General features: G+C 58.4%; 20 protein-coding genes. 12 read left to right on the top strand and 8 right to left on the bottom strand.

Translation table 11 applies throughout. From position 1 onward, the window contains the following. Positions 1–167: 167 nt before the first annotated feature. From folX to ACI5GA_RS12105, 5 genes are all read right to left on the bottom strand, one after another. Positions 168–539, bottom strand: a complete 372-nt coding sequence (gene folX, locus ACI5GA_RS12125; protein ID WP_404633855.1) for a dihydroneopterin triphosphate 2'-epimerase — start codon at positions 537–539, stop codon at positions 168–170. A gap of 3 nt (positions 540–542) precedes the next feature. After that, positions 543–1,103, bottom strand: coding sequence for a GTP cyclohydrolase I FolE (gene folE / locus ACI5GA_RS12120; RefSeq protein WP_404633853.1), 561 nt, complete (start codon positions 1,101–1,103; stop codon positions 543–545). Positions 1,104–1,124: 21 nt separating this feature from the next. Then, positions 1,125–1,835: a dihydromonapterin reductase gene (folM, locus tag ACI5GA_RS12115; protein WP_404633851.1), complete on the bottom strand. Its 711-nt coding sequence runs from the start codon at positions 1,833–1,835 to the stop codon at positions 1,125–1,127. Between the two features lie 291 nt (positions 1,836–2,126). Further along, a complete protein-coding gene (locus ACI5GA_RS12110) occupies positions 2,127–2,696 on the bottom strand; it encodes an antibiotic biosynthesis monooxygenase (protein ID WP_404633849.1) in 570 nt (189 codons plus the stop codon). 186 nt (positions 2,697–2,882) lie between these two features. Continuing rightward, positions 2,883–3,488 carry a hypothetical protein gene (locus ACI5GA_RS12105; protein ID WP_404633847.1) on the bottom strand — a complete coding sequence of 202 codons (606 nt, stop codon included), beginning with the start codon at positions 3,486–3,488 and terminating at the stop codon, positions 2,883–2,885. Positions 3,489–3,735: 247 nt separating this feature from the next. On the opposite strand from ACI5GA_RS12105, the gene ACI5GA_RS12100 reads away from it, so the two are divergent. Then, on the top strand, positions 3,736–4,191 hold the full coding sequence (locus ACI5GA_RS12100; protein WP_404633845.1) for a flavodoxin: 456 nt from the start codon (positions 3,736–3,738) through the stop codon (positions 4,189–4,191). Positions 4,192–4,200: 9 nt separating this feature from the next. On the opposite strand, the gene ACI5GA_RS12095 is transcribed toward ACI5GA_RS12100, so the two are convergent. After that, positions 4,201–5,073, bottom strand: coding sequence for a LysR family transcriptional regulator (locus ACI5GA_RS12095; RefSeq protein ID WP_404633843.1), 873 nt, complete (start codon positions 5,071–5,073; stop codon positions 4,201–4,203). A 152-nt stretch (positions 5,074–5,225) separates the two neighbouring features. Here ACI5GA_RS12095 and ACI5GA_RS12090 point away from each other — a divergent pair, with 152 nt between their 5' ends. From ACI5GA_RS12090 to ACI5GA_RS12065, 6 genes are all read left to right on the top strand, one after another. Continuing rightward, positions 5,226–5,615: a CidA/LrgA family protein gene (locus tag ACI5GA_RS12090; RefSeq protein ID WP_404633841.1), complete on the top strand. Its 390-nt coding sequence runs from the start codon at positions 5,226–5,228 to the stop codon at positions 5,613–5,615. Further along, complete coding sequence (locus ACI5GA_RS12085; RefSeq protein ID WP_404633839.1) at positions 5,612–6,298, top strand: LrgB family protein; 687 nt, start codon at positions 5,612–5,614, stop codon at positions 6,296–6,298. Before ACI5GA_RS12090 ends, ACI5GA_RS12085 begins: the two co-directional genes overlap by 4 nt. 177 nt (positions 6,299–6,475) lie before the next feature. Beyond that, positions 6,476–7,237 carry a class II aldolase/adducin family protein gene (locus ACI5GA_RS12080; RefSeq protein WP_404634355.1) on the top strand — a complete coding sequence of 254 codons (762 nt, stop codon included), beginning with the start codon at positions 6,476–6,478 and terminating at the stop codon, positions 7,235–7,237. Continuing rightward, the gene (locus tag ACI5GA_RS12075) at positions 7,237–8,211 is read left to right on the top strand and encodes an alpha/beta fold hydrolase (protein WP_404633837.1); all 975 of its coding nucleotides are present in this window, start codon (positions 7,237–7,239) and stop codon (positions 8,209–8,211) included. Before ACI5GA_RS12080 ends, ACI5GA_RS12075 begins: the two co-directional genes overlap by 1 nt. A gap of 99 nt (positions 8,212–8,310) precedes the next feature. Beyond that, complete coding sequence (locus ACI5GA_RS12070) at positions 8,311–9,222, top strand: SDR family oxidoreductase (RefSeq protein ID WP_421422871.1); 912 nt, start codon at positions 8,311–8,313, stop codon at positions 9,220–9,222. A 178-nt stretch (positions 9,223–9,400) separates the two neighbouring features. Further along, on the top strand, positions 9,401–9,925 hold the full coding sequence (locus ACI5GA_RS12065) for a hypothetical protein (RefSeq protein ID WP_421422870.1): 525 nt from the start codon (positions 9,401–9,403) through the stop codon (positions 9,923–9,925). Between the two features lie 52 nt (positions 9,926–9,977). On the opposite strand, the gene ACI5GA_RS12060 is transcribed toward ACI5GA_RS12065, so the two are convergent. Beyond that, positions 9,978–10,373, bottom strand: coding sequence for a hypothetical protein (locus tag ACI5GA_RS12060; protein WP_421422869.1), 396 nt, complete (start codon positions 10,371–10,373; stop codon positions 9,978–9,980). A gap of 580 nt (positions 10,374–10,953) precedes the next feature. Between ACI5GA_RS12060 and ACI5GA_RS12055 the strand changes: the two genes are divergently transcribed. Then, a complete protein-coding gene (locus tag ACI5GA_RS12055) occupies positions 10,954–14,373 on the top strand; it encodes a dermonecrotic toxin domain-containing protein (protein WP_421422868.1) in 3,420 nt (1,139 codons plus the stop codon). Here ACI5GA_RS12055 and ACI5GA_RS12050 read toward each other — a convergent pair. Further along, positions 14,370–15,173, bottom strand: a complete 804-nt coding sequence (locus ACI5GA_RS12050; RefSeq protein WP_404633827.1) for a SirB1 family protein — start codon at positions 15,171–15,173, stop codon at positions 14,370–14,372. The genes ACI5GA_RS12055 and ACI5GA_RS12050 overlap by 4 nt on opposite strands. A 206-nt stretch (positions 15,174–15,379) precedes the next feature. Here ACI5GA_RS12050 and ACI5GA_RS12045 point away from each other — a divergent pair, with 206 nt between their 5' ends. The 4 genes from ACI5GA_RS12045 to ACI5GA_RS12030 all read left to right on the top strand — a co-directional run bounded on the left by ACI5GA_RS12045 (position 15,380) and on the right by ACI5GA_RS12030 (position 19,709). After that, entirely contained in the window at positions 15,380–16,402 is a 1,023-nt protein-coding gene (locus ACI5GA_RS12045; RefSeq protein ID WP_404633825.1) for a Glu/Leu/Phe/Val dehydrogenase family protein, read from the top strand. A 90-nt stretch (positions 16,403–16,492) separates the two neighbouring features. After that, positions 16,493–17,593 (top strand): pyruvate dehydrogenase (acetyl-transferring) E1 component subunit alpha, encoded by a 1,101-nt coding sequence (gene pdhA, locus ACI5GA_RS12040; protein ID WP_421422866.1) that lies wholly within the window; start codon positions 16,493–16,495, stop codon positions 17,591–17,593. Then, positions 17,583–18,584 carry an alpha-ketoacid dehydrogenase subunit beta gene (locus ACI5GA_RS12035; RefSeq protein ID WP_421422864.1) on the top strand — a complete coding sequence of 334 codons (1,002 nt, stop codon included), beginning with the start codon at positions 17,583–17,585 and terminating at the stop codon, positions 18,582–18,584. The genes pdhA and ACI5GA_RS12035 overlap by 11 nt, the downstream gene beginning before the upstream one ends. A gap of 18 nt (positions 18,585–18,602) precedes the next feature. Then, positions 18,603–19,709, top strand: a complete 1,107-nt coding sequence (locus ACI5GA_RS12030; protein WP_404633819.1) for a dihydrolipoamide acetyltransferase family protein — start codon at positions 18,603–18,605, stop codon at positions 19,707–19,709. Positions 19,710–20,040 lie beyond the last annotated feature (331 nt).

Here is a 20,040-nt window from a genome sequence, read left to right as displayed (position 1 = left end):
AGCGGGCAATGGCATTCGTCAGCCCGGCACGGCCCCCTGTGGGAGCGAATTCATTCGCGAGACTTAAGTGCAGACGATAGAGATGTATCGAATGTACTGGCTAATCGTCGGATCGCCGCCCGGAATGAATTCGCTCCCACAGGGTGAGTGTGCCAGGCCCTGAATCCTTAGCGTTCTGCCGCCAGCGTTATCGACACCGACTCGGCAAAACGCAGCGCATGGGGCTTGTCGACTTCGACTTCGGCATACTGCACTGCGTCGTGAGCCATGACCAGATCCAGCACTTCCTGGGTCAAGCGCTCCAGTAGCGCGAAGCGGTTGTTCTCGACGTGATGAATGATGGCCTTGGTGATGGTCCGGTAATTCAGGGCGTGGTCGATGTCGTTATCGCGCACCGCTTCTTGCGCGGCGTACAGGATCGTCAGGTTGATCAGCACGTCCTGTTTGTTGAGGATTTCCTCCTCGTTGATGCCGATGTAAGTACGCAGGCACAGGTCCTTGACCCGGATGCGTGCGGTGCCTGGTTCGAGTCTGGCCATGAACTACTTGCTCCGTCCGATCAGTTGCAAAAATTCCATCCGTGTCGTGTTCGATTCGCGAAAGGCGCCCAGCATCACCGAAGTGTTCATGGTCGAGTTCTGCTTCTCGACGCCACGCATCATCATGCACATGTGTTGTGCTTCGATCACCACGGCCACTCCGGCGGCTTGGGTCACGCTCTCGATGGCGTCGGCAATCTGGCGTGTCAGATTTTCCTGAATCTGCAGTCGGCGGGCGAACATGTCGACAATGCGCGCGATCTTCGACAGGCCCAGAACTTTTCCGGTGGGCATGTAGGCCACGTGAGCCTTGCCGATGAACGGCAGCAAATGGTGTTCGCACAACGAATACAGCTCAATGTCCTTGACGATGACCATCTCGTCGTTGTCCGACGCGAAGAGGGCGCCGTTGACGATTTCATCCAGTGTCTGCTCGTAGCCGTGACACAGGTACTGCATGGCCTTGGCGGCACGTTTGGGGGTGTCCAGCAGACCTTCGCGCTCCGGGTCTTCTCCCAGGCCGACAAGGATTTCGCGATAGTGCTGAGGCAGTGACAGGGTCATCAAAGGGTTCCTCGGGGCGGCTTACTTGACGTGCCGTCCACCGTTTACGGTCAATGTAGTGCCGGTGACGTAAGGGTTATCCAGCAAGTAGCGCACGCTTTGGTAGATCACATCAGGACCGGGTTCAATCCCCAGCGCGGATTTGGCCAGCGTGCGGGCGCGGTACGCCGCGTCGTCGTCAGGTTGAAACATCAGCATGGCCGGAGCGATGCCGTTGACCTTGATGCGGGGCGCGTAGCGGGCAGCGAACGACAACGTCAGATTGTCCAGCCCGGCTTTGCTGGCGCAGTAGGCAATGTGTTTGCTGCTGCCCTTGCGCGTCACATCGTCGCCGATGTGAATAATGTCGGCCTTCTGCGAGCGCTCTAGCAAGTCGGCGCAATGCAGGTTGATCAGATAGGGCGCGAGCATGTGCACGTTGAACATGCGCTGGAACACATCGGCTTCAGCGCCCTCGGTTTCTGCCAGCCATTCGGAGGCGTTGTGAACGATGGCCCTGAGGCTGTCAGTGCGCTGCTTGAGTTGCGCGATGAAGGTCATCACGCCGTCCTGCGAAGAAAAATCCGCTTGAATCGCATCAGCGCCCAATGCCTTGAGCCGCTGTACGCCGGGCCGTTCGGTGCGGTAGCTGATGATCACGGACTGTCCTTCGTCCAGCAGTCGTTCTGCACAATGCAGGCCGACGCGCTGGCTGGCACCCGTGATCAGGACAGGGGCAGAAGAGGAGTTCATGGCAGCTCACGCGTATTCAGGGAAGAGAAAACGGGCGTGTCGGCTCTGAGAGTGCGGGCGCCGGTTGTGGTCAATGCGCCATCAGAGAACGAACGTCTGGGGCCAACTTAACCCAATGGTCAGTGGTGTACAACTGCGGAGGGGCGACGCAATTCCTCAAGGTGGCGCAATCTTCTGTTGGAAATTCTATGTTGCCTATTCAAACGCCTTCGCCACCAAGGCGGCTCCCACAAGGACCGTGTCGAGTCCAGATACTTCGCTCTACGCCGAAACTGTGGGAGCTGTAAGGTATCAGCGGGTCGACGCCGACTCGGCAGGCGCGACGGGCTGTTGCGTGTTGCTGTGCAACCACCCGGACAACAAATGCGTCGACAGCGGAATGAACCAGAACACCATCAACGGCGTGAGGATCAACGTGCTGATCATGATTCGCGGCAGCAACTCAAACTGGCTGAGCAACGGCCCCAACACATAGTTGAAGATCAGCGAGACTGGGAAAAACGCCAGCCAGATAGCAACCGCCTGCTTCCAGCGCGGTGGACGCTGACCAACGGCACCAAACCAACCGTCCATGCCGCGTACGCGATGCGTGGAGTTCTTGGCAAACAGGCCGCTGCCGCGCACCAACCAGGAGCGTCGGGACGCAGAATGCTCCCAGGCGTGCATGGTGGCTTCATCGGCAAAGCGGAAAATGATCTGAAATTCATCGTCTCCCGGCGGCGGCGCGAGCACGCCTGAACCCAGGTAGCCGGGGAAATCGGTAGCGAGTTGTTCGCCTTCATGCAGCCAGGCAATCAGTTCCTGATAGCGGCCATGGGCGACGCGACGGGCAACCATCAGCGTGACGGGGGACGTAGACATTGTGTATCTCCGATAGACGAGTGAGATTCCCGGATAGGGAAATCACATGGCGCAACGCCGGGGTGATGGCATTGCGTCAGCTTCGCAGAAAAGCGTGCAAATATTATTCCTGACGGCGGTGGCAGGCTACAAGCTGTGAGCGACAAGATGCGCGGCGTTGATCCACGCTTGCAGTTCAACGTCGCTTCAAAAATGCATCGAAGGATGGATCTTGCGGTGTTCCTGAAGGATGTACTGGCGCAGGCGCTCAGTGTCTTCCTTACTGTTCTGGCTCAGGCGATAGGCCGCCAAGCCTTGTTCGGTCAGGCGTTCGAATGTGCCACGCAACGCAATGGGCGCAAGACCGTTCGGTGTGAACCAGGCGGAGAAATATTTCGGCGGTTTGGTCTGCTTGCGGATTTCCAGCAGGATGCCCTTGAACGAAATCTCGTGGACCCACAGTGCAGTGAGTGCGCCTTTTTCAGTCTCCAGCGCGACGGGCTCTGGCAGGATCAGACGCCACGGGCGAATGCGCGGGCCTTCTTCGAAAATGCTCGGCGCACCCAGTTCCAGGTGAAGGGCATGGAATTCGTCTTCGACCAGATGCAGCGGAAAGGTCATCTGCTGATTGTCGAACTGGGCTTGAAGGGTCACTTGCTCATGGGCAGCCAGACGCGTCAGGAGATCCTGAATCTGCACGCCGCCATTGACCACCAGGCTGCGGGATTTGTCGCGCAGGTTCAGCTTGGGGTTGTGCTGCATGTTCTGGATGAAATCCAGTTCATCCTGCGTGAGAAGGTTGTCGCGCTGCATGGTCAAGCTCTGTTAACCGGTTATTGAAAGAGCAGACACTAAATTCAATGTTTGGTTGCTGCCGTTCGTCAGTTGCAAATGGTTACAGCTTCGGCGCCTGACCCTGCCCTAGTCTTGAGCATGAGCTTGCGCCTGTTTCGCGTGCAATTCGACTACTTTCTGCGGCGCGACGGTGAGCGCCATTCTAAGACATTCCCGCGCGCTGGGGCATAATGCCGCACGATTTCAATTATCCACAGGATTGCTTATGAAAGTCGCCATTGTTTCGGGCTCGGTGTACGGCTCGGCCGAAGAAGTTGCCCGACACGCCCAGCAGATCATCAAGGACGCCGGTCACGACGTGCTGTTCAATCCACGCGTGACATTGGCTGACCTGCAAGCCTTCGCGCCAGAGGCTTTTCTGGTCGTGACCTCGACCACTGGGCTGGGCGAGTTGCCCGATAACGTTCAACCGCTGTACTCGCAGATTCGCGACGTCCTGCCCGCCGCCTGGCGTGGCCTGCCAGGCGGTGTCATTGCGTTGGGCGACGCCAGTTATGGCGAGACGTTCTGCGGCGGTGGCGAGCAGTTCCGCGAGTTGTTCATGGAGTTGGGCATTCGCGAAGTGCAGGAGATGCTGCGTCTGGACGCCAGTGAAACCGTGACGCCAGAGACCGATGCCGAGCCTTGGCTGGCAGCGTTCGTCGAAAAGCTGGGCGCCTGATCACGGCTGCTATCGACGAACCAATGCCAGCCACGCCTGCGCGGCCTTGGACAAATACGCGCCTTCACGCCAGATGAAGGCGATGTCCCAGCGCAGGATCTCCGGGGCCTTGAGCGTTACATGCACAACGCCAGGCCTGACTAGCGCCCGGGCCACCACTTGTGGCAGCAGCACTACGCCCTGACCGGCCGCCACCAGTGCTGCAAGGAAATCCGCCTGCCCACTGCGGCCACCTTCTTTTGGGGTAAATCCGACTTGCTGGCAGGCCTGCAACAACCGGTCATTGAGCACGAAGCTGCGTTGATAAAGAAGGAAAGGGGTGTCGGCCAGTTGGCTGAGTTCCACCTCCTTTAAATGCGCCAGTGGATGGTCGGCGGGCAGCAAGGCGTCCAGCGGTTCGTCGCAGAAAGGTTGGGACGCGAAGGCCGGATCGCTGGGCGTCAGGCTTGCTCCCAATTCCAGTTCACCAGTCATCACGGCATGTTCGATGGCGCGGCTGCCGCCTTCGATCAAATGAATGGTGACGTTCGGATACAGCCGACGGTATTCGGCGAAGGCTTTGGCGAACAAGGTATCGCTGCCCAACATGGGCAAACCAAGATGCAATTCCCCTCGCGCCAGATTGCTCAGGTCATCCAGCTCGCGCAGCAGGCCATTGCGCAGCATCAGCATTTCCTCGGCGCGATGCAGCGTGACCCGGCCTGCTGCCGTCAGCGAGACCTGCGAGCCGTGGCGGTCCAGCAGGGTCACGCCCAGGCTTTCTTCCAACTGGGCAACTTGTTTACTCACCGCTGACTGGCTGACGTACAGCGTCTTGGCCGCTTGCGTGAAGCCACCCTCACGTACCACTTCGATGAAGCTGCGCAGTTGTTTGAATTCCATTGTTCGAATGCCTGGCGATGCCCGAATGAAGGGTGGGCGATTCCGGCAGTGTGAATGATTCAATTCCATAATGGAATTGCTTTAAGTCTAACAATTCGTTTTTGGGATGGGGTGCGCGTCGTTAGACTGCAGGTCTCAGAGGACCAAAGATCATGAAACGTTTGTCTCGTCTCGCGCGCCTTGTTGTCGAACTCGTCGTCCTGTTGGCGATTTATCAGATCGGCTGCGAGATCGCGTCGTGGCTGAACTGGCCGATTCCTGGCGGAGTCATCGGCCTGGCGCTGTTGCTGGCGATCTTTGCGACAGGCGCTGTACAACCCTCTTCGCTGCAAACCGGTGCAGGGTTGCTGCTGGCCGAGATGCTGCTGTTCTTCATTCCGCCTTTGATGAGCCTGCTGGATTACGGCGCGTTGGTGCGTCATGAAGGCTGGCGCATCATGCTGGTCATCGGGTGCAGCACGTTGATGGTCATGCTGGTGACTGCGGTGACGGTCGAAGTGGTGTGCCGTCTCAAAGACCGTTCGGCGCAGGAGCAGGCATGAAATTCGAGCCGATGCCGATCTTCTGGCTGCTGATCACGGTGGGCGCTTACGTCAGCAGCCGCTGGCTGTACCGTCGAACCGGACGTTATTTGTTGTCACCGCTGATTCTGGTGCCAACGGTGCTACTGGCCATCGCGGCCCCGATGCACACGGCCTACGCCGAATATTCCACCAACACCCACTGGCTGATGCTGGTTCTGGGGCCGGTGACGGTGGCGTTCGCCATTCCAATCTGGCAGCAGCGTGCCTTGCTGGCGCGGCACTGGCCTGCGCTGCTGATCGGCATGCTGGCGGGCAGTACGGCGTCGATTGCCAGCTCGTTTGGCTTGTCGAAGGCGCTGGCGTTGGACACTTCAGTGGTGATGTCACTGGTGCCGCGCTCCATCACCACGCCTTTCGCGATGCCATTGGCCCATGACTTGGGCGGCGTCCCGGAGCTGACAGCGGTATTCGTGATGTGCACCGGGGTGTTCGGTGCCGCATTGGGTGGCGTATTGCTCAAATGGCTGCCGCTGCGCACGGCACTGGCCCGTGGTGCACTGTTTGGCGTCGGTGCTCATGGCGCGGGCGTCAGCCGGGCGAGAGAAGTGGGCGGCGAAGAAGGTTCTGTGGCCGGATTGGTCATGGTACTGACCGGCCTGCTCAATCTTTTTGCCGCGCCTCTATTGGTGTGGATGCTCTGAAATGCCCGTTCCAGAGCGTTCAGTCAATAACTGACTCGCCGGGCCATTAAGCTGGCTGGCAAGGCAAGTACCGCTTCCGTTTTGGCTGACTAGACTGCTGATCCATTAGAGCAGAATAAATGCCGAGGGAAGCCGATCGTGAAAGTCGCACACGTAGTCGCGGAAACCGTCAGTCACATCAACCACACCGTGAAGGGCCAGGTCAGCGCTGAGGAATGGCAGGCGCGAGTCGATCTGGCTGCGTGTTATCGACTCGTGGCCATGCACGGGTGGGACGATCTGATCTTCACTCACATCTCGGCCAAGGTGCCAGGCACCGAAGACTTTCTGATCAACCCCTACGGCATGATGTTTCATGAGATCACCGCATCCAGCCTGGTCAAAGTCGATCAGGCGGGCAAGAAGCTCATGGACAGCCCTTATGACATCAACCCTGCGGGCTACACCATCCACAGCGCGGTTCACGAAGTGCGCCACGACGTGCTCTGCGTGATGCACACCCATACCGCAGCGGGCGTCGCGGTGTCGGCGCAGAAGCAGGGTGTTCTGCCCATCAGCCAGCAGTCGCTGTTCGTGCTCGCGAGTCTGGCCTATCACGGCTATGAAGGTGTTGCACTGAATCACGACGAAAAAGCCCGTTTGCAAGCCGATCTGGGCAACTGCAATTTTCTGATGCTCAACAATCATGGATTGCTGACCTGCGGCGGCAGTATCGCCGACACTTTTTTGATGATGTTCACCTTCCAGCGCGCCTGTGAAATCCAGGTGCTCGCGCAAGGGGGCGGGGCTGAGTTGATTCCCATCGACGGTCAGATTCTTTCGGGCGCCAAAGCCATGATCGCGGGCGTGACGCGCAGTGCCGAAGGCATGGGCGGCAAGTTGGCGTGGCCCGCGCTGTTGCGCAAACTCGACCAGTTCTCGCCTGGGTATTCGCAGTAATGAGGCCTGGCGAGATTCCCCTCTGCGTCTGGCGCACGCGCGGGCACGATTTTCAGTTTCGTGGCCGCACTATCCGGTACTGGGTAGCGGGGCACGGGGCGCCACTGTTGCTGATTCATGGCTTCCCCACAGCCAGTTGGGACTGGAATTACCTGTGGCAACCGCTCTCGCGCCAATACCGGGTGATCGCCTGCGACATGCTCGGGTTTGGCGATTCGGCCAAGCCTCGGCGCCATCCGTATAGCCTGATCGAACAGGCGGATTTGCAGCAGGCGTTGCTGGATCACCTGAACGTTCCGAGGCCGGTGCATGTGCTGGCGCATGATTATGGCGTCAGCGTTGCGCAAGAATTGATGGCGCGGCACGGCGAGGGTCGGTTCAAAATGGCCAGTTGTGCGTTCCTCAACGGCGGTCTGTTTCCCGAGGCGCATCGAGCGATACAAGCGCAGAAATTGTTGCTCGGTCGGGCGGGTTGGTTGGTCAGTCGTCTGTTTGACCGTGGCTGTCTGGATCGGGACTTCAGCCGCATTTTCGGGCCTGACACGCGCCCCAGTGAAAGCGAACTGGACGATTTCTGGAGCCTGATCGCGGCTCATCGAGGGCATCGAATTCTGCATCGCCTGATTCACTACGTCCCTGAGCGGAGGCTGCATCGCGAGCGTTGGGTGCAGGCCATGCAGCAGAATCACGTGCCGATGCGCTTCATCAACGGGGCCGCCGATCCGGTTTCCGGTGAGCACATGGCTGAGCGATATCGGGAGCTGATCCCCCACCCTGATGTGGTTTCCATCCCTGGCATCGGTCACTACCCGCAAACTGAAGCACCTGAGCAGGTGTTGCGCCTGTACGCCGCCTTTCGTGCCGCCGCCGCTGATTTCAGACCGGCCGTCCTTGCGCCGCGAGTGGTCCCCGGTAATGAGCCGCTCAATCATCCCTTTGTGTTATCGAACACCATTCAGCCTGCTTCGTGTTGATTGTGACTCGCAAGTGACTAGTTGAAACTCCTGTGACTGTTTAGCCGCTCCCGGCCCTGAAGAGGGCTTAGAGCGAGCATCATCATCGGGGAAAGTGGCATGAGCGAATCCGTACGTTTTGAGGACAAGGTGGTGATCGTGACCGGCGCGGGTGGTGGCCTGGGGCGCGCGCACGCCCTGTTGTTCGCCCGCCATGGTGCGCGCGTGGTGGTCAACGATCTCGGCGGCTCGGCACACGGCGAAGGTGCCAATGCTTCAGCGGCGGACCGTGTGGTCGCAGAAATCCGCGAAGGGGGCGGCGAAGCGGTGGCGAACCACGATTCCGTCACTGATGGGGACAAGATCGTACAAAACGCACTGGACGCATTTGGCCGAGTGGACGTCGTGGTCAACAACGCGGGCATCCTGCGCGACAAGAGCTTCGCCAAAATGGAAGATCCCGATTGGGACCTGGTTTACAAAGTCCATGTCGAGGGGGCCTACAAAGTAACCCGCGCCGCCTGGCCACACCTGCGCGAGCAGAATTATGGTCGAGTGATCTTCACGTCATCCACATCAGGCATCTATGGCAACTTCGGTCAGTCCAACTACGGCATGGCCAAGCTGGGACTCTACGGCCTGACCCGCACACTGGCGCTGGAAGGGCGCAAGAACAACATTCTGGTCAACGCCATCGCGCCCACCGGCGGCACCCGCATGACCGAAGGGCTGATCCCGGCCAGTGTATTCGAATTGCTCAAGCCCGAACTTGTCAGTCCGCTGGTGGTGTATCTGGGCAGCGAGCAATGCCAGGACACCTCGGGCTTGTATGAAGTGGGCGGCGGCTGGGTAGGCAAAGTGCGCTGGGAACGTAGTCTGGGCGCCGGATTCGACCCGCGTGCGGGCTTCTCTCCTGAAGACGTCGCAGCGCAGTGGGGCGTGATCAGTGATTTCAGCGATGCTGTTCATCCGGCGGATAACGTCGAAGCGCTGAAAGAGATGATGGCGAACTTGCAGAGGTTTGCGGGGTGATGGCCTGACAGTCTGCTCGGAGTGCCCGGTTCAGGGATTGAACGGGCCACTTTTGTAGGAGGGTTATTTGCGGTTTTGTAGGACTAATCTGTTTCTTCGAAAGGGAGCGTTATCGGGGTCAAGCCGCTGAAGCGCCTCCCGATAGGACGAAAGTAATCGTTCTTATCAGGAGGCAATCATGATTCAGAATTTCGTGGAAATTCGTCAGCGGTTGAGTGCGTATACCGTGGCGCCGGATGACCGATTCAGGATGCGGTCGGGGGCCACAGAGCAGGAAGAGAGCATCAAGACGAAAGTGCGTCAGTATTGGGCGGATACCAGCATTTCCAACGCCGAAAAACTGAAGGGTTTCGACATGGACCTCTCGGGGTTTGATCCGAGGAATACGACGAATCGGCAGTTGAGAGAGATAGGCAGTGTTCTTGTGGATATGGGCATTGTTGACTACGGGACATCGGGTTGGTTATCGAGTGTCGATGTTGATTTTGATGCCCAAGGCAGAGAAATTAGTCTTGATAAGAAAGTCAATATGTATGACTACTTCAAACGTGAACTTGATTTTCTGACGGCTCGTGCTTCTGAGGGTAAAGAGTATGCAAAAGACACGCTGACCAAACTTCGGACAGTGATGTCTGTCACTGAGGCTTTGGTCGAACATGCTAACCGGCCTAAACATAAATCGTGGGTCAGCATCCGGACTTAGTCGTTGGACTTAGGCCAAGGCCGTCGGATGAACGGCCTTGGTGTTTATCGTTTCAAAGTGGTACTGAGAAACTGCCTCGATAAGCGATCGGCGCCTTTCCGTTCATGTTATCCAGAATCACCCGAAAGTTTCCCCCGCCCCAATTTACCGTCGGATCATGCGCGTCTCTAGCGACAGTGACCCAACCGCCTCCGTCATTGCGTTGCACAGTAATGGGCTGTAAAGCACCTCGTTGAGTGCGAACGGTCAAATTGTGCAGTGAAGTTCCACAACTGACCCGGTAACTGTGAATGATCTTGTACTCGCCCGGGGCCGCGATCCCGGGAGCCATCTGCCCGCTGTACCTAAGACAAGGCATTGCTTTGGCTGCAGGTTCTGCCAGTGCAACGTTTGCGATGGGGGCAATACTCATCGCGAGTGCCAAGGCCATCCATTTTTTCTTGTTCATGGTGAATCTCCATTCGTCATTGAATTGTGTATCTCCACTGGACCGCATGCGCAATCCCGTTTCGATGACGGATGTTTAAACATATTCCTTGGTCGGACTGCTCCCAATAATGGTGTGGGAAATTTCTGAAGATTTGACGGTTCTTTAAAATATCAAAAAAAAGCCGCTGCAATGGCAGCGGCTAAACAAGACGTCAGATCCAGGAGCTTGAAAATCTACGCCGGGAAACCCTTTCTAAAAGTATGGAGCCGGTAAAAGCCAAACTCATAAAGCAGGTTTCCAATTCGCGGCGAGGGCGGCCGCGAAGTGAGCCAATGGTAAGTTGTTCGGGCACTTCTAAACAGAGCGGTTTGCGACATGCTGTTTTACTTGAACGGCAACAATGCTGCTGGCCGACCGACATCTTGATATCCGAATTCCTACCCGCTCTGTCGGATCAGCCGCGGTCGATCCAGCAATAGTTACCGCACATTGATCGAGCTGGCGATGTTTCATAGGCGCTCATTTCATCGCTCGTCTGCATGACCGAACGGCTGGATGCCGGGAGGGAGATCAGCGACTTACCCTTGGAGCTACACCTATGAACACTGTAACCGGCGGCCCGTCTGCGTCCGACACCGACCGCATCACGCAACACCTGGCAGCGCTCGCTGAAGCCTGTGCCGGATGCTCGAAAACACTGGCCCGCACCCTGGCGTTACGCGATATGGCCACGGCGCAACTGAGTGCACGGGTCCGTCAGCAGACTCAACTGATCGTTTCCAACCCTGATGCCATTTTTTTCAACTGGCAGGATGAGCGTGGGGTTCTGTTATCCCGGTCGATGACGGATTTGCTCATTGACCTCTTGCGTCGTGCGACACCGGTTCGGGATCTGAGCCATGCGCAGGCTTTTCTTCGACACAACACCTTGGATCCGTCGCAAAAGCTGACCGCCGAAGAGGGCCAGTCGCTGGTTGAAATCATCCGTGATGTCGCTCGGGATTTACCGGAGCGTATCCGTCTCCATTTTGACGAATTCTGGCGTGGGCCTGGCGCTCTCCAACCCCTGCTTCAGCAGCACTTCGATGCTCTGACGAACGAAATCGCGTTGCGCGGTTTTTCAGGAGAACTGTCCGAAACCGAGCAGTCTCGTTTGCTGGCGGTTGTGGATAACTCGATTCCGGCTAGCGTTTTTTCTGTTCATCTGAACATCAGTGATGACGTAGCGATACTTGTGCCGTCTGCTTATGTCGTCGGCCAGTTTGCCGAGGCGACCAACGCCCCGGAAGGCGTTGTGTTTCTACTCATTCCGGGCGCTGGCATCGAGCGCTTCGCTTCGCTGGATGCGCTGCGTGATGCCCTCACCCGACGGGTCGTCGATCCGGCAGATGTCGTGGCAAATCTGTTGCGGCTTTCGGATCAGCATTCAATGAGCGCCCACGAAAACCTAGATCCGCAGATGTGGACGTTCAAGCCCGTGAGCGAGCCGGTCGTGCTTGATCACGTTCGAGCCCTGCAACACAGGCAAATGGAAGACCTTCATTTTGTTCTGGAGGGAGAGTCACCCGTCCTGGATGCGGGTTCGTTTCTGGAGTGTCTTGAGCGTCTGAGGCGTTGTGCTCACCTGGACGACGCCATGGGCCAACGCTTTCGTTCGTTGGCGAATCATATGAGTGAACGTGCCCAGCCGCACTGGCGCAAATACGCCAGTCCCGAGGATCGGGAGCACTTGAATGTACTGGAGGGCGAGCACCGTCGACGTAAAGAAAGGGTGCAGATCGCACTTCAAGGGCTGGAGTCGATCGAGGCGTTCGCCGCCGCTGAGATGATGCGGTACTGCCGCGAACACCTGGGTTGTGAGATCGACCCCGGCGCGATTCAACTGACGCTGTCTGACACGATTCATGTCGGTGGCGGCGACGCCTTGCAGGCGAATTACAGCGGGTCGCTTTTGCATTTTGCGGTAAAAGGGCTGCCTCTTGTCGCCGGGGAAATGTCAGTCTCGCCCGAGCGGGTTCATGTTGATTGGTCCCATGACTTTGTCACCACAATGCTCGATGTGCTCAAGCTGCCTCAGCGGTACGCGGAGCAACTGCGAGATCGCTATCTGGACGAAGAAAACCTTCGTGTCATGGCCCACCATCGCGACAGTGCCATTGAACTGAGTGCGCAGGCGGCGCGAATGCAGGGCCATCTGGTTCAGGACCGTAGCCATGAACTGCTGATGTTCATCCGCGCAGACAAGGCCAAAGAAGGAGCCAGTTACAGCATTGGCAGCCTGCACCTGAAACACGGTAATACGCGCTTCAGGGACTTGATTGTTTTCAGCGAAGAAACTGAGTTCGATGAGCAATTCGTGCTCTACGCGCCCGGCGCGCCGAATGGCCAGGATTTTTATGAGTTCTCTTCGTGGCGACAACTGAGCCTGCACGTGGGTGGATGGCTGGCCAGCGAGTCCGGTCGATCGTTCGTTCACGACCAACTGGCCAGTCCTGCACAGCAGAGCATTAATACGCTCCTCAATAACATTCAGCTCAAACCTTCACTGTGGGGGCCTGATAGCTGTGTATTCGAGCGTTGCCCCAATGAAACGTACGAAGCCAACCTTGCTCTACTTGTGCTGTTGAAAGTCGTGGCGCTCGTCAAGGGCGAGAAGATCGCGTTGTGGCAAATGGACGCCGAAACATTACGTTCCACCCTGTCGGGGCTGGCAACGGTCGAGTCCCGTATCGAAGCTCTTAACACAGAGTTTGCAAGGCTTAGTCCGGGCCTTATGAACTTGAGGGATTATGTCCATCAGCAGACGTCAGCACGCCTTCAAGAGTTCTTGCGCAGTCAGGGCTACCGACGTCCTGTCGATCCGGACACGCTTTATCTGGGATTGGGCCAACCCTATTTCGACAGCCCTGACTTTGGCGAGCATTCACCGTTGCAATCGTTGACCGATTTAATGATGCACGGAGCCGAAGACATTCTGTCTTACCGGCCTGGCATTCATCTTTATTCCTCTACTGGTCTTGATGTCTCGCAACTTCCCAAGACGCTGATTCCGTTTCTGGATAAACAGATTCGAGAGGCTGACTTGGGCGCCCGTTACATGAGCCATCTGACCAATGACTTTCTGAAGAGGAATAACCCGATTTATGTTCGCCGCAAAGCGTTGATCGCCACCCGTTCCGAATACGAGATGACGCGTGGCGTCATGTTGCAGTATCTAGAGGGGGACCTGCATGACCGACAGTACTCTTGGCTCCGTGCGGCCATCCATGCATTTGGCCGTCGCACCCCAAGCGTAGGGATTGTCAAAAACACCGGAGTGTCGGCATTCAAAATAGCGGGTCAGATCATCGAGGGCGTTTTTATCTTCCGTGATTTTTCTACAAGCGATCCTGACTACAACATGCTCTATACCCCTAATGCACCGGATGGTGTGCATTTCAGACCCCTGACCGACTATGGCGCACTCCTGAATTCCGCGCCGATGCAAAGCTACTTCTACGGGCGAGTGGCATACGCCGGACAGCGCAGAGTGGGGACGTTCATCGAAAACTTCGAACGAGGTGGTAAACATGATCCGGCGTTTTTGACCATCGTCAATCGTATGGAGGACCGGATCTCCAGCTCTGAGCAGCTTTACGGCGAGATGTTCGAACGCATGATCGCGGACGTGGATGAGCGGATCGAAACGTCGGCCGAGAAACATCTTTCGCTCGCGTGGAATGTCATCAGATGGACCGGAACAATACTGCTCTTGCCTTTTCCTGGCGCAAGCTTTGGCTGGACGGCGCTGACCAGTACGGTCAATTTGATAAAAGCTTACGAGGCGTATTCATCCGGAGACCGGGCGACAGCATTGCCATTGCTGATCTTTGGTGTGATGGGGATGGTGAGCGGTGCCGATGGCGTTCGGGCGTTTATCCATGGCTCCCAGACGGTACTCAAGGGCATTGGCCTCAGCACAGGGCTATGGGCATGGCGCAAACTTGAGCTGAGTCGGGTGTATCAGGTTGCGGCCTAGTGCACCGCCCGCCCCGAGGGCAGTTGCACGAGGCGCTGGGTCAACCTGATGCGCTGCACGGGGTCATCACTCAACAGCAGCGCATGCTCAAGGTCGTAACGCTCTGCCTGCGGGCATTCCAGTGTCTGATACAGACTGGCACGGGCGAGGTAATCGCTGGTGTTGGCTTGCCCCAGTTCCAGAACCCGGTTGGCATCCTTCAAGGATGCGATGAGATCGTCGTTGATCTGATGCAAATGACGCAAATTGCGCGATAAACGCTGAAGCATGGCTTGAGGCGTGGCGGTACGCATGTGTTCGGCCTTGAGCGGCATGTCGGGGCCGAACTGGCGAAGTAACAGTTCGCGGCAATCCTTGGGGTAGAGCCTGCGGCCGTCACAGGGGTCAAGTGTGTGATCGGCGCCGGGAACACGAAGTAGAAAGTGCCCCGGAAAATTCACGCCTTCCAGCGGAATGTCCAGCCGACGCGCCAGTTCCAGCGCCACCAGCGCCAGGCCCAAAGGCTGGCCACGGCGGCGCTCGACGATCTTGTGCAGCAAGGCCACCTGAGGTTTGGGTTGGGCGACATCATCTTGCTGGAAACCGATCGTCGCCATTTGCCGTAGCAGAGGCTGGGCGAGTTCGTTGGCAGGCAGTAAAGGCAGCGCTGCGCTGAGGCGACGCTGAAGTTGATCCATCAGATCGTGGGTGTGCCGAAGGTCGGCCTGAGCGTCGTGCTCGACCGAAATCCACAGTGCCGCCTGGAAGGTCAAAGGCGGGGTGTGGTGCAGACAGTCAAGGCAGAGTTGGCGTGGATTCATCGACTTCTCCAGTAGGATCAGGCGTCTGAAACGGTGTCTTGGGAAGTTTCGTTTTAGCGCTGGCGACGATGTTCGTCCAGTGACGAATGCTCGCGGACATGTTCTGTCAGAAATCTGCCGATTTCTTGTCGAGATGTGTCCGGCGCAGCCGTCGTTTTTTTTGCCAGCGCCTATACTCGCAATACAAAAAACCGGGAGCACGACCTATGTTCGCTCTCATGCAAAGCGCGCGCGTTCAATCGTTGCATCTGATCGTCGATTCACACACCTGCCTAAAAGCCGTGATCGCGATCCACAGCAGTCAGAAAGGCCCTGCTCTGGGTGGGGTTCGCTACCTTTCCTATCCAAATGAAGAGAGCGCCGTTGAGGATGCCATTCAACTGGCGAGGAACATGAGCTACAAGGCTGTTCTGGCAGGCTTGCCGCTGGGCGGTGGGACCGCAGTCATTTTGCGGCCTGCCCATGTGCCTGATCGCGCTGCCTTGTTCGAAGCCTTTGGACGTTTCATCCAGACGCTGGATGGTCGCTACATCGCGGCCATGGACAGTGGCACGTCCGGCGAAGACATGGACTGTATTGCGCAATACACCCAACACGTCACCAGCACCACCGAATCGGGTGATCCTTCTTCTTATACCGCCATGGGCCTTTACGCTGGCATTCGTACTACGGCCATGGCGCGGCTGGGCAGCGACAATCTGGAAGGGTTGCGCGTTGCGGTTCAGGGCTTGGGCCATGTGGGCTGGGCGCTGGCCGAGCAACTGCACGCTGCGGGCGCTGAACTGCTGGTCGCCGACCTGGACAGTGGCAAGGTGCAATTGGCCATGGAGCAAATGGGCGCCAAGCCCATCGCCAGCGAAGCCTTGCTCAGCACCCCGTGCGACATCCTCGCGCCTTGCGGACTGGGCGGCGTGCTCAACAGTCACAGCGTGACCAAACTGCGTTGCGCTGCCGTGGCCGGTGGCGCCAACAACCAATTGAGCTGCGCAGCCATCGCCGATCAGCTCGAAACCCGAGGCATCCTCTACGCACCCGATTACGTCATCAATTCCGGCGGGCTGATCTACGTCGCGCTTCAGCATCGAGGAGAAAACCAGAACACCATCACCGCACATCTGTCCCAGATAGGAACACGGCTGACTGAAGTATTTGCCCATGCCCAGGCCGAGAAGCGCTCACCCGCGCGGGTAGCCGATGCATTGGCAGAACGCCTGTTGAACCTTGAGTGAGTGCCTTACCGGCGCTGCTCTATTGAAGCTCGCGACCACAAGTGGCGAGTCGAGACCATCACGCGCGGCAGCGCGTGTCAGGAGTGTGCAATGTCCAATAACAAGATCGATCTTGCGTACACCCGTTATCTGTCCCCCGACGGTCGGCTGACCGGAGCGCTTCCCAACTGGGCCGATGACTTCAACCTGCTGACCCGCCTCTATCGCCAGATGGTCCTGACCCGGCTTTTCGATCAGAAAGCCGTCGCGTTGCAGCGTACCGGTCGTATTGGCACCTACGCGCCCACACTGGGTCAGGAAGCCATCGGCGTAGCGATTGGCAGTCTGATGCACCCCGAAGACGTGCTGATTCCCTACTACCGCGACACCGCCGTGCAGCTAATGCGTGGGGTGCGCATGGAAGAAATCCTGCTGTATTGGGGCGGCGACGAGCGGGGCAGCGATTACGCCGAGCCTGCCGTCGCGCAGGATTTCCCTCTGTGTGTTCCCATCGCCACGCAGGCCCTGCATGCGTGTGGTGTGGCCAGTGCGTTCAAAATTCGCGGCGAACACCGCGTCGCTGTAACCACCTGCGGCGATGGCGCCACCAGTAAGGGAGATTTCCTCGAAGCGTTGAACGTCGCGGGGGCCTGGCAGTTGCCGGTGGTGTTCGTGATCAACAACAACCAGTGGGCGATCTCCGTGCCCCGGCGCATTCAGTGTGGTGCGCCGACGTTGGCGCAAAAGGCCATTGGCGCTGGCTTTCACGGTGAGCAAGTCGATGGCAATGACATGCTCGCCGTGTACGACCGCATGCAGGTCGCCCTGGAGCGAGCGCGCAAAGGGAAAGGCCCGGTGTTGCTGGAGTGCTTGAGTTATCGGCTCGGCGATCACACCACCGCTGACGACGCGACCCGCTATCGCGCCGCCGATGAGGTCAAGCAGGCTTGGCAGGAGGAGCCAATCAAACGCCTGCAATCGTTCATGGCCAGTCAAGGGGTGTGGGACGAAGGTCGTGAACAGGCGTTGATCGCCGAATGTCAGGGGCTGGTTCAGCAGTCTGTGGATAACTTCGAACGCGCAGGCAATCAGGCGCCGGCATCAGTGATTGATCACGTCTACGCCCGCTGGCCTGCACCATTGGCCGATCAGCGAGAGTGGTTTCTGGAGCGCGTGGCCCGTCGTCAGGGAGGTGCTCATCATGGCGAATGACCTTCCCGTCGATAAAAAGCTCAGCTTGCTTGAGGCCGTCAATCTGGCGATGCACCGGGCCATGAGTGAAGACGAACACGTCGTGGTGCTCGGTGAGGACGTCGGCGTCAACGGCGGTGTTTTTCGTGCGACCCAAGGCTTGCGCGACACCTTCGGCTTCAAGCGGGTGATCGACTCACCGCTGGCGGAAACCATGCTCGGCGGACTGGTCGTCGGCATGGCCGCGCAAGGCCTGAGACCTGTGGTTGAAATCCAGTTCATGGGTTTCATCTATGCCGCGATGGAGCATCTGGTATCCCATGCCGCGCGCATGCGCAACCGTACGCGGGGGCGGCTGAGCTGCCCGATGGTCATGCGTTCGCCCATGGGTGCGGGCATTCGCGCACCCGAGCATCACAGCGAAAGCACTGAAGCGATGTTTGCCCACGTGCCAGGATTGCGGGTGGTGATTCCGTCTTCGCCTGCGCGGGCTTACGGCCTGTTGCTGACGGCCATCGACGATCCCGATCCGGTGATCTTTCTTGAACCCACACGCCTGTATCGCATGAACCCGCAAATCCTCGTCGACGATGGCAAACGCCTGCCGCTGGACACCTGCTTCACCTTGCGCGAAGGCAGTGACATCACCCTTGTCAGTTGGGGCGCCAGCGTTCACGAAACCTTGCAAGCCGCCAGCGCCTTGGCCGAGCAAGGCGTGTCGGCGGAGGTGATCGATGTCGCCTGCGTCAAGCCGCTGGACCTCGACACGCTGGAAGCTTCGGTCCGCAAGACCGGGCGCTGCGTGATCGTTCACGAAGCGCCGCGCTCCGGTGGATTGGGCGGGGAAATCGCTGCAAGCCTGTACGAGCGCGTGTTGCTGGATTTGCAGGCGCCGATTCAGCGCGTCACCGCGCCGGACATTCCACCGCCGCTGTACCGGCTTGAGCAGCTGTACATCCCCAGCGTCGAAGACATTCTTCACGCGTGCGACAGCGCTCTGAATTTCGCCTGACGGCCGAGGAGGCTTGCGATGAAATATTTCAAACTGCCCGATCTGGGCGAAGGGTTGCAGGAAGCGGAAATCGTCGAGTGGCATGTCAAGGAAGGCGACACCGTCAAGGCTGACCAACGGGTGGTGTCCGTGGAGACAGCCAAGGCCCTCGTCGACATTCCCGCGCCCTATGATGGCGTAATTGCAAAGCTGTACGGTGGCGATGGCGACATCTTGCACGTTGGCGAACCGCTGATGGCGTTCGAAGGCGAGGGCGACGCGGGCACGGTGGTCGGGCGTCTGGAAGGCGGGGGCAGCAGTCAGGACGATCAGTTTTTCGTCGGTGCTGCGCCCTCGACCCGCGAACACATGTCGACCCGTGCAACGCCCGCAGTGCGACAGCTGGCCCGGCAATTGGGTGTGGACCTCAACGCGCTCAGCGGCACAGGCAGCGCAGGTCTGATCACCCGCGCTGACGTAGAGGCCGCTTCTCAGGCCGAGCGCGACAGGTTCGGTGGTGAGAAACTGCGCGGCGTGCGGCGCAGCATGGCGCTGAACATGGCCAAGTCCCATGCCGAAGTGGTGCCGGTGACGATCTTCGGTGATGCCGATCTGCATCGCTGGGGCGCGGCTCGGGATCCGTTGATTCGGATTGGCAAGGCCATGGCGGCGGCGTGCAAGGTGGAACCGGTGCTCAACAGTTGGTTCGACGGCAAGTCGTTGTCGATCAAACACCACGACAATCTTGATCTGGGGATTGCCGTGGACACGCCGGACGGGCTGTTCGTGCCGGTGTTGCGCGACGTGGGCAATCGCCAATCGGCAGACTTGAAAGAGGGCATGAGCCGTCTGCGGGCCGACGTGAAGGCGCGTTCGATTCCGCCAAAGGAAATGATGGGCGCGACCATTACCCTGTCCAATTTCGGCACCTTGTTCGGGCGCTATGCGAACCCGGTGGTGGTGCCGCCACAAGTAGCGATCATCGGCGCGGGGGGCATTCGTGAAGAGCCGGTGGCGATGGACGGACAGGTGGTGATTCATCCGATTCTGCCGCTGTCGTTGACCTTCGATCATCGGGCGGTCACGGGCGGTGAGGCGGCCCGGTTCTTCAAAGCGCTGGTGGAGGCCTTGGAAAAGCCAGAGTAATTGGCTTGCTGATGGTGTTGTCAGACCCATTGCCTTCGTCGGCAAGCCGGCTCCCACAGTTCAGCGTCGATCTGGATCAGACGCAACCCTTGTGGGAGCCGACTTGCTGGCGAAGGTGGCAGATCAGACACACAGGCGTTGTCTGACACTGCGCAATCGCAGGCAAGCGCGCTCCTACGACGTATCCATACGCAGCACATTCGGTTTTATTTCCTGTGACTTTGTATCGCACTGTGTATCGCCCCCCGAGAGATACATCTGCTCAGCCTTCGCCCCGCTCTGTGACACAGACGAGATACAGCCCCGCGATTAAATCTGCTCACCGAAAGGC

It is taken from the genome of Pseudomonas sp. Pseu.R1 (genome assembly GCF_045764065.1).
Classification (GTDB): domain Bacteria; phylum Pseudomonadota; class Gammaproteobacteria; order Pseudomonadales; family Pseudomonadaceae; genus Aquipseudomonas.
The sequence above is the reverse complement of the archived record's forward strand: the minus strand, read 5'-3'. Positions and strand labels throughout refer to the sequence as shown.